Origin of the sequence: uncultured Phocaeicola sp., from assembly GCF_948499155.1 — a bacterium.
GTDB lineage: Bacteria > Bacteroidota > Bacteroidia > Bacteroidales > Bacteroidaceae > Phocaeicola > Phocaeicola faecalis.
Genome location: NZ_CAOOSE010000001.1, coordinates 224,751 through 237,660 on the forward strand (window position 1 = coordinate 224,751; position 12,910 = coordinate 237,660).

The following is a 12,910-nucleotide window of genomic DNA, read 5'->3' on the forward strand; positions in this document are numbered from 1 at the left end:
TATATTGTTTTTTTATTTATTTCCATATACTTCCTTTCTCGTGCTGCAAACGGTCTATAATTTCGTTCGCCGTCGTATATCCTTGTTCAAATATTTCTTCGGCTTTCTCCAGCTCCCGGTTGCTGTAGCCTTCCAGTCCGTAGGGCTCAATCAGCAAATCGCTCAGCGGCTTTTGCGGCAGAGTGTTCGCCTGAAAGATAAAATGATAGGCCCTTAAAGCAATTGTCACCACATTCTTTTTATATTCGTCTGCCACCAGCGGACTGACGTTGAATGCTATCACTTTTTCACACATTTCGCGGATGGGGGTCACCGGTAGATTCATCAGTATTCCTCCGTCTACATAATAAGTATTGTTGATTTTCTGTGGTGCAAACAACACCGGCATACAGCACGAGGCGGCCACTCGCTCGGCTATTTTCCCCTTGCGGAAGGACACTATTTTTCCGTGGTCTAAGTCGGTGGCCGAGATGATGGTGGGGATGGAAAGCTCTTCTATCAGTTTTGTTCGCAAGTTGCTTTCCAGAAAATCAATGAAACTGTCGAGTTTCAGCAGTCCCTGTTTGTTGATGGAGAAGGTGGTGAGTTCTGTAAACGAGTGGTGTTCAAATAGTTCGATGACGTGATAGGGCTCTCTGCCATCGGCGTAGAATACGGCGGCCAGTGCGCCGGCACTCACCCCTGAAAGTATGTCGGGCGTTATGCCGTGTTCGTGTAGCGCCTGCATGATTCCCAAGTGAGCGAAGCCTTTGATGAACCCTCCGCTCAGGGCATAGCCTATGTTGTATTTGAATGTACTCATTAACCTATCTCGTTTGTTACATGGGCAAACATAATCATTTTTAACGAGATATGGAAAAAAGATGGGATAAAAATGGGGCAGATATAACTTTTCCACCGCATGAAATGCCTTGTCTGCATTCCTGCGGTGGATATGGGGGGATGCCGCCATTCCTACCTGAAGATGTCTCCATTGTTTGAGGAAACTCTCTCCATTGTTTGTCGAAACTGTCTCCATTGTTTAAGGAAACTCTCTCGAGGGTTTGGAGGGAGAATGGCGGTGTGTTTTCTTATGCTATTCCGTGAGCGTTTGCGTCCTTGTCTATTTTCTTAATCAAGCCTTGCAATACAGCACCCGGGCCACATTCTGTAAACTCGTCGGCTCCGTCGGCAATCATGTTCTTTACCGTCTGAGTCCAGCGGACAGAAGCAGTCAGCTGAGCCACCAGATTCGCCTTGATTTCGGCAGGGTCGGTGTGGGGCAAAGCGTCTACGTTCTGATAAACAGGACATTTCGGTGTATGGATTTCAGTCGCGTTGATAGCCGCTTCAAGTTCTATTTTGGCCGGATTCATCAGCGGAGAGTGGAAAGCACCGCCCACTTTCAGAGGCAAGGCACGTTTGGCACCGGCTGCTTTCAGTTGTTCGCAAGCCTTGTTGATGCCTTCGATGGAACCGGAGATAACGATTTGTCCCGGGCAATTGTAATTGGCGGCAACCACCACTTCGCCTTCTTTGGAGATGGCTTCGCACACTTCTTCCACTTTTTCGTCGGGCAATGCGATGATGGCAGCCATGGTCGAGGGTTGTGCTTCACAGGCTTTCTGCATAGCCATGGCGCGTGCATACACCAGTTTCAGTCCGTCTTCGAACGACAGAGCTCCGGCGGCAACCAAGGCAGAGAACTCGCCCAGTGAGTGTCCGGCTGTCATTTCGGGCTTGAAATCGTCACCCATGCAGAGGGCCGAAATAACCGAGTGGAGGAACACGGCAGGCTGAGTGACCTTGGTCTGGCGAAGGTCTTCGTCCGTACCTTCAAACATGATGTCTGTGATGCGGTATCCTAAAATGTCATTCGCTTTTTCAAATAATTCTTTGGCCAAAGCCGAGTTTTCGTACAGGTCTTTTCCCATACCTACAAACTGTGCTCCCTGTCCGGGGAATACAAATGCTTTCATATTTTTTCCTTTTTTGGTTTAAAAACGTTGCAAAGGTAATTATTTCTTTGGAAACTAGGTGCTATTCTTCCTTAATATTCATGGAGACAGGCTGATAAAAGTGGTTTAGCGGGCCGTGTCCTTCGCCGGTGCGGACGTCTTTTCCGGCCTCTATGCCGAGGGTCACATACTGTTTGGCACGTTCCACTGCTTGCGGCATCTCATCTCCCAGGGCCAGGTATGTGGCGATGGCGGAAGAGAGGGTGCAACCGGTTCCGTGGGTGTTCTGGCTCTCTATTTTGGCGGAGGTGAACAGGTGAGGGGCGTTTTCTCCGGCTATCTGCAGCACGTCGCACATCAGTCCGCCTTCCAGGTGGCCGCCTTTCAGGAGGACGGCCTTGCTACCGAATTTCAACAGTTCGAGGGCGGCGGATTTCATCTCCTCTACATTATTAATAGGATGTGCTGTCAATACTTCTGCTTCTCTCAGGTTGGGCGTGATGAGGGAGGAGAGGGGCATCAACTCGTCGGCGAGGGCTGCGATGGCATCATCTTCTATCAGTTTGTGTCCGCTGGTAGATACCATGACGGGGTCGAAAACCACATGCGCGGGCCGGTACTTGCGCAGACAGGCGGAGATGACCTTTACAATCTCAATGTCATTTATCATCCCTATTTTGATGGCATCGGGACGTATGTCGTCCATGACGGCCTCTATCTGCCCGCGCACAAAAACAGGGGGGACGGGATGGATGGCACGCACGCCGGTGGTGTTTTGAACCGTGATGGCGGTGATGGCGGTGGCGGCATAGGCCCCCAGTGCTGAGATGGTTTTCAGGTCGGCCTGAATGCCGGCGCCTCCGCTGCAATCGGAGCCGGCTATGCTCATAATGGCTGGATATTTTTTCATTTATTTGTCGGATTAATTATCATGCCTGCAAATATAAGTAATAATATTGTATTTAAAGTTTGCAGGAATGGAACTAATCGCTTATTTTTGCTTTACGAAAGGAAATATAATATAAATGATAGAAGGATGAAGAAAGCCCTGGTAAGTGGCGGTGCGGGCTTTATAGGTTCGCATCTTTGTACGCGTCTGATAAACGAGGGTAACCGGGTTATCTGTCTTGATAACTTTTTTACCGGTAGCAAAGATAATATAAAGCACCTGATAGACCATCCATGTTTCGAGTTGGTGGAGCATGATGTGGTGAATCCGTATTGTGCGGAGGTGGATGAAATATATAATTTGGCATGCCCCGCTTCCCCCATTCATTATCAATATGATGCGATAAAAACGGCTAAGACGGCTGTTTTCGGAACTTTTAATATGTTGGGATTGGCAAAGAAAAACAATGCGCGCATGCTTCAGGCATCGACAAGCGAAGTGTATGGTGACCCGATTTCACATCCGCAGCAGGAGTCTGACTGGGGGAATGTGAATCCTATCGGTTACCGTTCTTGCTATGATGAAGGGAAGCGGTGTGCCGAGACATTGTGTATGGATTATTACCGCCAGCATCGGGTGAAGATAAAGATAGTGCGGATATTCAATACCTACGGTCCCCACATGTTGCCCGACGACGGGCGTGTCATTTCCAACTTCGTGGTGCAGGCCTTGCAGAATAAGGATATCACGATTTACGGTGACGGAAAGCAGACGCGCAGTTTCCAATATGTGGATGATTTGATTGAGGCAATGGTGCGTATGATGGCTACGGAGGATGACTTCACGGGGCCGGTGAATATCGGCAATCCGCGTGAGTTCTCGATGCTGGAACTGGCACAACTGGTGCTGGGACTGACGGGCTCGGAGTCAAAAATAGTCTATCAGCCTCTTCCTTATGACGATCCGCGCCAGCGTCGGCCCGATATCACGCTGGCTAAGGAAAAATTGAACTGGAAACCGACGGTGCAGTTGGAGGAAGGATTGATAGAAGTGATTAGTTATTTTAAAAAAGTTCTCTCTAAATAGTGGCGAATATGACAGCTGATGTAAATGTGGTGATAGATCATTCGGAATACACCATCTTGGTAGTGGATGATGTGGTTTCTAATGTGTTGCTATTAAAAGTACTGCTTACGAACGAGAAGTTTAAGGTCATTACCGCAAATAATGGTAAGGACGCGTTGGTGCAGGCAGCCGAAAAGCAACCGGATTTGATTCTGTTGGATGTGATGATGCCGGAAATGAATGGTTTTGAGGTGTCGGAAAAGCTGAAGGCAGACCCTGTTACCCAAAATATTCCTATTATCTTCCTGACTGCCTTGAACACGACTTCCGATATTGTGAAGGGGTTCAAGGTGGGGGCGAATGATTTTATCTCAAAGCCTTTCAATAAGGAGGAATTGGTGATTCGTGTGACTCACCAGATTTCGCTGGTGGCGGCAAAAAGGATTATTCTTCGTCAAACGGAGGAGTTGCGTAAAACAATCATGGGGCGTGATAAGCTTTATTCTGTGATTGCGCATGACCTGCGTTCTCCTATGGGGTCTATCAAGATGGTGCTCAATATGTTGATATTAAGTCTGCCTCCTTCTCAGATTGGGGAAGAAATGTATCAGATGTTGAGCATGGCCAATCAGAGCACTGAGGATGTGTTCGCTTTGTTGGACAATCTATTGAAGTGGACAAAGAGTCAGATTGGTAAACTGAATGTGGTGTATCAGGATTTCAATATCGTTGAGAATATTGCATCGGTCATTGAGATTTTTAATCTGGTGGCAGGCATGAAGAATATCAAATTGCGTTATCAGGGGGATGATAAGATAGAGGTTCATGCTGATATCGATATGATGAAGACGATTATGCGTAACTTATTGAGCAATGCGATTAAGTTCAGTTATAATGATTCTGAAATCGTGGTCGGTGCCCGGATAGTGGACGACAGTGTGGTGGTCAGTGTCAGGGATAGCGGAAAGGGGATGAGTGAAGAGGACCAGCGGAAGTTGCTGAATACGGAGACTCACTTTAGTAAATATGGCACGAATAATGAAGAGGGTTCCGGTTTGGGACTGTTGTTGTGCCTTGATTTTGCCGTTAAGAATGGAGGGCGTCTTTGGTTTGAATCGGAGGAGGGGAAAGGTTCTACCTTCTATTTCTCGGTTCCGTTGAAGAAATAAACTGTGGTCTCAAGATAGACTTGAGCATCGTATGGAGAACAGGAAAATCCCTCTGTTTTGGCCTTGTATATAATGACTTAAGGCTGAAATAGGGGGATTTTCATACGTTTGCTAGAGTCCTACTTCCAGATAAACGGGGTTATGGTCACTCATGTCATAAGGCATTGTGCCATATTTGAGGCCCAATAAAGAAGGGGAGTGAAACAGATAATCAATTCTGAGCAGATTATGCAGTCCGCGATAAGTGGCTCCATATCCTTCTCCGGCAGAAAGAAAACCGTCTTGCAGATTCCCCTTCAGTGTTTCGTAAGTAAATGTTCCCGGAGTGTCATTGAAGTCACCGCATAAGATAATGGGAGTCTCGGTGGCATTCACCAGCGAGGCGATGTCTTTGGCCTGTTCTGCACGTTGGATGATATTGGCCTCCATGTTGTCGGTGAACTGTGTATAAATTTGATTTTCTTTTTCTTCATCTCCGGCGCCTCTGGCTTGTGCGGCTTTCGAACGCATCCGGTCAAAGCTGGTGGTCTGCATGTGTACGTTAATTACTCTGATTGTCATACCCTTGACATCCAAATCGGTCCAGATAGCTCCGTTGTTGGTATTCGGAAATTCGATAATCTGAGACTGTTTGATGGGGTAGCGGCTATAAATGGCTTGTGCACGTCCTTCCGGGATGTATGAGTAAGGAAAATTCTTGGAATAAGTATTGTATAAGTCTTTGGTGGTGAAGTCTCCGTTGCCTCTGTACTCTTGGAAACACAGTACGTCTACTCCTTCTTTGTTCAGGATGTCGGCAAATTCTTTCGCCGAGAAACCGGTGATTTCTCCTCCGAATGAATGTACGTTATAAGTCACGACTTTAAGTTGGGTATCATTGGCATATTTGGTCGAATTGTAAACCTGATACATAGACGCAATATATCCGTAGTTTATCAATAGCCCCAGTAGCGGAACCCATGCCCAATACCTGAACCGGATGAGCCAGTAAAGCAGCAGCAAGGCATTGATAATGACCAGTATAGGTTTCCCCAATGCGATATAGGCTGCAAACATATTACTTTCCGGATCTATTCTTCCCGCAAAATAGGCGAAAACGGATAATCCTAAAATCAGAAAGGTGAATATGATGGATAAAAGGTATGCAAATTTGTATACAGCTAGTCTTCCCATAATTTATGTGTTTTTTAAATATTTGTTGATGGTATCTTTTAGTAAATCGGGAGATATGGGTTTAATCAAAAACTCATTGCATCCACTTTCTATTGCAGCAGCCTTATCTTTTTCGTAAGCGTAGGCGCTGACGGCAATCACAGGTATCTCGGGAGATACTTCTCTGATGATTCGTGTGGCGTCCAGACCGTCGAGATTGGGCATTTTTATGTCCATAAGAATCAGGTCGGGACTATATTTCTCGTAGTATTGGATGGCCTCCATACCGTCAAGGGCATGTACCAGTTTATAGGTCTTGCCAATCATGGCTTCTATTAAGTCATAATTACTTTGATTGTCTTCCGCTACTAGTATAACAATTTCTTTCTGTATAGATTCTTTGTTGTCTGTGTATCGGGTAAAAGTATGTTTTTCTCGTTTTACTTCGCCATTGACAGATATATAGGGGATGGTGAATGTAAATGTGGTTCCTTTTCCCGGTTCGGAGTTTACCCAAATTTTTCCTCCTAGTTTCTCGGCAATTATTTTACTGATGGACAGCCCCAGTCCTGTGCCGGCTATACTCTCATTGGCCATTATAAAGCGGTCGAATATCTTGGGGAGCTTTTCGGCCGGAATACCGGTACCGGTGTCGGTCACATGAAAAAGAATCTGGTCGTCCACCTTTTTATATCCGAAACTGATATACCCTTTCTGAGTAAATTTAGTGGCATTGCCTATCAAGTTGGAGAATATCTGGAAAAGTCGGTTTCTGTCGGTAGATATGTAAAGAGAACGGTCTGATTTCTCGAAAATCAGCTCTACTCCGCTCTGACAACGGAAACGATAAGTGTTCTTTACATCATCACACAATGTATAGAGATTGACAGGCGCATAGTTGAACTCCATCATTCCGGATTCTATCTTCGATAAATCCAGAATTTCGTTAATCAGCTCTTGCAGGCGCATATTGTTTTTCTCCACAATATCATAATATTGTAATCTTTCTTCGGAGTTGTCAGTCTCTGCGATAATGCGCGAAAAGCCTAGAATAGCATTGAGCGGAGTGCGTATTTCATGGCTCATATTGGCAAGAAACGCAGATTTCAGTTGATTGGACCGTTCGGCTTTCCACACTATCTCTGAGGTGTTTTGTATATATCCTTCCAGCAAGATGCGGTTGGTATACACTTCCCGGTTATAGATTTTCAGTCGCATATCCACTGTTTTGCCATTCATCAGCAGTTTATACGAAATGGTGTCGCTGCTTTCTTTGCCATGTAAATAATTCTCTACCCAATTTTCTACTCTTGTCTTATCTTCGGGATGGATGTAGGCGATATATTCGTCCAGAGTAATTGTCTTTTCTTCTTCATTGTCAGAAAACACCTGAGTGTATCCCGAATAAGTGAAAATCCGGGTGAGTGAGTCGAAAGTCCACAGCCCGATATGAGCCGCCTTTTCCACCTCACGTAAGTCCTTTATCTTCTTTTCCAACTTCAGCCTCACGACGCTGCGCCCCGTGATGTCACGATATTGGAATATCAGATGGTCTTCATTGAATTTCGAAATAATACATTTGTAGTATTTCACCTCTTCGCCCAAAATGAGCTTATAGTTTTGTGCAGAGGACGATACCTTCCCGTCGATGACCTTTTTAAATTCCTTGTGCATTTCGCGGGCCGTCTCCAAAGGGAAGTATGAGAAAATGTTCTTGCCTATCACTTCCTCTTCCTTGATATAGAAATCCGGTCGGTTAGGCTTAAAGTCAAGACAGGTTCCATCCTTGTATACAAAGAACATTGTATCGCCGGTAATCTCTAAGATTCTTTCGGCATACTGCTTTTCATGCAATATTTTGTTAGAAGCCTTCATATCAATCTTACGGTACTTAACTTAATATTAAGACGTAGTGTTTTTATTAATCTCAGCAAATATACGAAAAAAATATTGCTTATATCATTTTATATCGTAATTTTGCACGGAGAAACAAGCAAAATAGAGAGATGAAAAAAATATTAGTTGCAGAAGATACAGAAAGTAATTTCCTTTTACTGTCTATCATCTTGCGGAGGGATTATGAAATACTCCGTGCTTATAATGGGGAAGAGGCAGTTGAAATATGCCGTGTAGACCAACCTGACCTGATACTTATGGATATAAAAATGCCTGTAATGGATGGTTTGGAGGCTACCAAAAACATCCGCACATTCAATAAGGATATCGTTATTGTAGCTCTTACTGCCAATGCATACGACAGCGACCGTGAAAAGGCATACCTTGCCGGTTGTAATAATTATATGGCAAAGCCCGTCATGGCAAACAAGCTGCGTGAAATGATACATTCATATTTGGGATAATCATACGGCTCTGCGTGCTTTTTCCCAAGTGCCGTCATTTTTGCTTTTCCTTTTGAGATAGGAGAAGCCTTTAATGACATTTATATTCATGAACAAGAAGTAGTAAGGGACATAGAGCAGTTTGTTTTTTACTGATTTTGTGGATAAATAATACCCATACCCCCCGCCTGCATAAAACAATAATTGCAGTGCCAAGAGTATGATATAGAGGTGGGGATGCTTGTTGCCGACAATCAGCAGCACATTTAGCGGTACGAGCGAGAACAGGGCTATCGGTGTGACAGACCACCTCAGCACACGATGGGACACGTATTGAAAGCTGAGTATTCCATATCGGAATGGATTGAGCAGGCCTCGTAGCCGATAAATGGCCTGGAGTCCTCCTGCTGCGATGCGTACCTTTCTCTTTTCTTCCTCTTTCATACTTGCCGAACCGTTTTCCATGGCGTATGCTTTGTCGCAATATGCGATAATATATTTTTTCATGGCTATTCTTAAGGAAAGGACAAAGTCGTCCAACAGCGTATCATTGGGCATCTGTTCGTACAAAGCAGTACGAATAGCGAACAATTCTCCTGCGGCGCCTACGGCAGAATGGAGTTGTGCGTCCAGTTTCTTTAAAAAAGATTCATATTTCCAGTACATTCCTTCACCTCCCGCTGCTGCTCCGTCCTTGGTGTGCATGTGGATGCGTTTCTCGCCTGCCACACACCCCACCTTCGGATTATTGAAGCAACGTACCATTTCGCGGACAGCTTGTGGATGGATGAACGTATTGGCATCCGTGAAAATAACAATCGGAGTGGTGACAAATTTTATTCCGCGATTCATGGCTGCGGTTTTCCCTTTGCGCTCGGCAGAATAGTACACAGTTGCATCGGGATATGCCTTCAGCTTTTCGTTGGTGGCATCGCAACTTCCGTCCGTTACCCATACTATTTTGAATTTTTCTTTCGGATAATCCAGTTCGCGGCAGTTCTGCATCTTCTCATCCACTACCTGTTCTTCATTGTAGGCTGTGATGAAGAGAGTGACTTCAGGGAGCTCTTCGGGCATAGGCTCACTTTTTTCTTTTACAAAAATCCGCTTGATTCCGACCAGTGCCCACAGTATGATTCCGTATCCGAGATAGGTATAGAAAACGAGGGACAGAAGGATAAAGAATATGATTTCAATTGTATTCATTGTCGTATTATTTCATTGTATAATTCTAATGTCTTGAGCGCAGTTTCTTTCCATGAAAATTGCTGTACCCTTCCCAGTCCGTATGCTGACTGTGACTGACGGTATTCGGAGTCTTCCTCCAGCCGAAGCATAGCCCCGGCAATCTCTTCAGGCTTGTAAGGATTTACCAAGATAGCATCCTTTCCAGCTATTTCGGGCATGGCAGAGGTTTGTGAAGTAATGACGGGCGTGCCACACGCCATCGCTTCCAAAATAGGGATGCCGAAACTCTCGCGCAACGAAGTGTAAATGAATGCGGTAGCCCCGCTATACAAGGCAGGCAAATCCTTGTTGGGGATATAGCCTGGGTAATAAAGCATGGATTTGATATCCGTCAAACCATATTCACGTAAGTAATTATTAATAGTCTCTTCTTTCAAGTCGGCGATGAGAAGCGGGAGAGGATGAGACGAAGCATTCAGATAGTGGCAATAGGCTTGTAATGTTCTTGCCGTATTCTTTTTAGGGTCGGTATTGCCTAGGAAGAAGAAATAATGCTCCGTTCCGATGTATTTCCGTGTTATGGGTAGATACTCCGTCATGGGCTTGAAATGTGAAGAATAACCATTGTACACGGTGGTCACCCGCTCTGTCCCCAATTGCAGAAATTGACAGATATGCTCCCTCTCAAAATTGGATACAGTAATAATCTTTCTACATTTGTTCAATATTCGGGGGACTATAAACCTTCTGTAACAGCGTCCTAAATTCTGATATAAAGATTGGTTTCTGCCTTGCTTGGGCTCAAGAAAAATAATGTCATGCAAGGTCAGTATCAGCGGAGTGTGACACCACAACGGAGCCGTGTTGCCGGTGCAGTGCAGCAAGTCGGGCTCTATCTTTTTCAGGGCCGACGGCAATCCTATTTGCTCCCACAAAGGGTAGGAGGGGTAATCTATCTGTACAATATGCATATTATCCGATTCCTGCAGACACCTGTCCTCTCCCGCACCCACCAAGATGAAGTATTCATTTTGGCAGTCCATTTTCTGTATCTCCCTTATGGTTTCAAGGGCTACATAGTCCATGCCGTGCTTTTCTTTTCTAAATATTCTTTGAGCCTCTATTGCTATTTTCATGTACTGATTATTTTATCAAGTTTGAATCCTCGTCTTCATATTTTTCTTTGCTGTGAAATAAAAAAGTAAGATTTTTGAATCCTTTGGCCGCCCTCTTCCGAAAACTGTTGAACAGCGAGCCGTCGGCAGAGATAGTGCCATAGCCGGTGATAGCCCGCGCCTTACGGTTTCTGACAAATTTTATACGTCCGTATTCTTTCAGTTCCAATGCCAGCGACCCATCCTCGCCGCGGATGATGTCGGTCCTGAAACCTACTTGGCGTGCCGTGTTTGTCCGAAATCCAAAGACCATTCCGCGCACATTGAGTTCAGGTCTTTGTATATGCTGAATGTTAAAATAAATGTCACGCATCGCTTCATATAGAAAAAGCCCCATTGGTGAATAATCCTTATTAGGGAGGAAGCTCCAAAGGGCATACGCCGCCACGACTCCATCTTGTCTCAATGCGTCTGTCATGGTTGCGATATAGAAAGGCGGATATATCGTGTCCGAATCCATGCAAAGACAATACTTTCCTTTAGCATAATTCAGTCCGCATTGGCGGGCAAATCCCGGCCCCTTCTTTTCCTCATTATAATACCTCACCCCCAGTTCCTTTAAAATATTTTCCGTATTATCTGTAGAATGATTGTTGACAACTATGATTTCTATGCAGAAGAGACATTGGTTTTCGCTTATCGACCATAGGCAAGGGAAAATTCTGCTTTCTTCATTATGAGCGATGACCACCACCGAAACCAAAGGATTCCCGGCTTGTAATTGTTTAATTCTTTTTTTGACCCTGTCGGTGAGTCGGGGGGGCAGCTCACTGTATGGCTTTTCATACGTGGATAAGTAATCGGTGTACCATTTCATAATTCTCTACAATTTTAATAATTCTTCGAATAGTTTTATCCACTGAGACATAATCTGTTCCACTTCAAATCTTCTTACATTGATGCATGCTTTGCGTCCCATTTCTTTCCTTATGTCTTCGTTCTCAATCAGATAGCATATTTTTTCGGCTAATTGCTCCACATTTCCGTTTTCCACCAAGATGCCGTCTTCGCCATCCCGGATAATATCTCCGGGTCCGCACGGACAAGCGAAAGAAACAGGGGGAACACCACACGCCATCGCTTCTGCCACTACCATGCCAAAGCCTTCATATCTGGAACTTAATACAAAAATAGAGCTTTCGCGATATTTGTCAATGATATCGGGAGTATCCGCTTTTAGAATGACATGGTTTGATAAATTGAGTTTACGGACCAACTCTTCATACGGAGTCGGATTCCCTTTTCCATAAATGAAAAGTTTCCATTCGGGGTGTTTGCAGGCAACCGTGCTCCAGGCTTGTATTAACAAGTCGAATCCTTTTTGATAAGTATACCGTCCTACGGCAATGGCTTGATTTCCAGGCTGGTGATTGGCCGGTACGATTGGGAAAGGCAAAGGATTGCCGATAACTTCTACTCGGCGGAGCTGATGCCAGTTTTCCCTGTCTTCCTTGCAGAGAACCACAAATCTGTCCAGTCTTTTGATATGCCTTACCAGACTCATCATCCATATTTTCGAGAAGAGAGTCGTTACCATGTTTTTGTCCGCTCCATTGAAGTTGCGATAATGCTTTTTATTGACATGCAGTTCGCCCACCTTCTTGCTGCCATCCTTTATGGAAGTAATGAAATTTATTTCCCTTCGCATCAAAGAGACTGTAATGTCGGGCTTAATGCTGAACAAGGTCTCTCTCAGCTTACGTTTATATATGCGTTGTTTTTGGAGGTATACGATTATTTTTTTGTACAGAGGCAAGTCCCACAGCTCTTCAAAGTCAATGTCCAGCCGGATGAGCCGTATGCGAGAAGACAACGGATAATAAGGCGGTTTATTTTGGCCGTCTGTCAAAATGATGTAGACTGTATATCCCGCCACATCTGCCAGATAATTAGCCTTTGTTGTTAAAACTCTTTCTACTCCTCCGGGAATATAAAGAGACGGTGTGCAATAAACGATTACCGGTTTTCTATCCATCCTGCCCCTTCTTGTATGTTG

At 44.8% G+C, this 12,910-nt stretch carries 12 protein-coding genes; 3 read left to right on the forward strand and 9 right to left on the reverse strand.

What is annotated here, in order from left to right:
* Nucleotides 1–16 precede the first annotated feature (16 nt).
* From QYT14_RS00980 to thiD, 3 genes are all read right to left on the reverse strand, one after another.
* Entirely contained in the window at nt 17–802 is a 786-nt protein-coding gene (locus tag QYT14_RS00980; RefSeq protein ID WP_288324087.1) for a patatin-like phospholipase family protein, read from the reverse strand.
* Nucleotides 803–1,070: 268 nt separating this feature from the next.
* Nucleotides 1,071–1,958 carry an ACP S-malonyltransferase gene (gene fabD / locus QYT14_RS00985; protein ID WP_237038088.1) on the reverse strand — a complete coding sequence of 296 codons (888 nt, stop codon included), beginning with the start codon at nt 1,956–1,958 and terminating at the stop codon, nt 1,071–1,073.
* A 61-nt stretch (nt 1,959–2,019) separates the two neighbouring features.
* The gene (gene thiD / locus QYT14_RS00990) at nt 2,020–2,847 is read right to left on the reverse strand and encodes a bifunctional hydroxymethylpyrimidine kinase/phosphomethylpyrimidine kinase (protein ID WP_288324088.1); all 828 of its coding nucleotides are present in this window, start codon (nt 2,845–2,847) and stop codon (nt 2,020–2,022) included.
* 126 nt (nt 2,848–2,973) lie between these two features.
* Between thiD and QYT14_RS00995 the strand changes: the two genes are divergently transcribed.
* Together QYT14_RS00995 and QYT14_RS01000 are read left to right on the forward strand one after the other, a co-directional pair.
* Complete coding sequence (locus QYT14_RS00995; RefSeq protein WP_288324089.1) at nt 2,974–3,912, forward strand: UDP-glucuronic acid decarboxylase family protein; 939 nt, start codon at nt 2,974–2,976, stop codon at nt 3,910–3,912.
* An 8-nt stretch (nt 3,913–3,920) separates the two neighbouring features.
* Nucleotides 3,921–5,060 carry a response regulator gene (locus QYT14_RS01000; RefSeq protein WP_288324090.1) on the forward strand — a complete coding sequence of 380 codons (1,140 nt, stop codon included), beginning with the start codon at nt 3,921–3,923 and terminating at the stop codon, nt 5,058–5,060.
* Nucleotides 5,061–5,171: 111 nt separating this feature from the next.
* On the opposite strand, the gene QYT14_RS01005 is transcribed toward QYT14_RS01000, so the two are convergent.
* A complete protein-coding gene (locus tag QYT14_RS01005; RefSeq protein WP_237038084.1) occupies nt 5,172–6,233 on the reverse strand; it encodes an endonuclease/exonuclease/phosphatase family protein in 1,062 nt (353 codons plus the stop codon).
* 3 nt (nt 6,234–6,236) lie between these two features.
* Complete coding sequence (locus tag QYT14_RS01010; RefSeq protein ID WP_288324091.1) at nt 6,237–8,087, reverse strand: ATP-binding protein; 1,851 nt, start codon at nt 8,085–8,087, stop codon at nt 6,237–6,239.
* A 131-nt stretch (nt 8,088–8,218) separates the two neighbouring features.
* Here QYT14_RS01010 and QYT14_RS01015 point away from each other — a divergent pair, with 131 nt between their 5' ends.
* The gene (locus tag QYT14_RS01015; RefSeq protein ID WP_237038082.1) at nt 8,219–8,572 is read left to right on the forward strand and encodes a response regulator; all 354 of its coding nucleotides are present in this window, start codon (nt 8,219–8,221) and stop codon (nt 8,570–8,572) included.
* On the opposite strand, the gene QYT14_RS01020 is transcribed toward QYT14_RS01015, so the two are convergent.
* From QYT14_RS01020 to QYT14_RS01035, 4 genes are read right to left on the reverse strand one after another with little or no spacing between them, the layout of a single operon-like run.
* Nucleotides 8,573–9,757: a glycosyltransferase family 2 protein gene (locus tag QYT14_RS01020; protein WP_288324092.1), complete on the reverse strand. Its 1,185-nt coding sequence runs from the start codon at nt 9,755–9,757 to the stop codon at nt 8,573–8,575. It abuts the gene before it with no gap.
* A complete protein-coding gene (locus QYT14_RS01025; protein WP_288324093.1) occupies nt 9,754–10,875 on the reverse strand; it encodes a glycosyltransferase family 1 protein in 1,122 nt (373 codons plus the stop codon). The genes QYT14_RS01020 and QYT14_RS01025 overlap by 4 nt, the downstream gene beginning before the upstream one ends.
* Nucleotides 10,876–10,882: 7 nt before the next feature.
* Nucleotides 10,883–11,731: a glycosyltransferase family A protein gene (locus tag QYT14_RS01030; RefSeq protein ID WP_288324094.1), complete on the reverse strand. Its 849-nt coding sequence runs from the start codon at nt 11,729–11,731 to the stop codon at nt 10,883–10,885.
* Nucleotides 11,732–11,737: 6 nt separating this feature from the next.
* Entirely contained in the window at nt 11,738–12,889 is a 1,152-nt protein-coding gene (locus QYT14_RS01035; protein ID WP_288324095.1) for a glycosyltransferase family 4 protein, read from the reverse strand.
* Between the last annotated feature and the right edge of the window lie 21 nt (nt 12,890–12,910).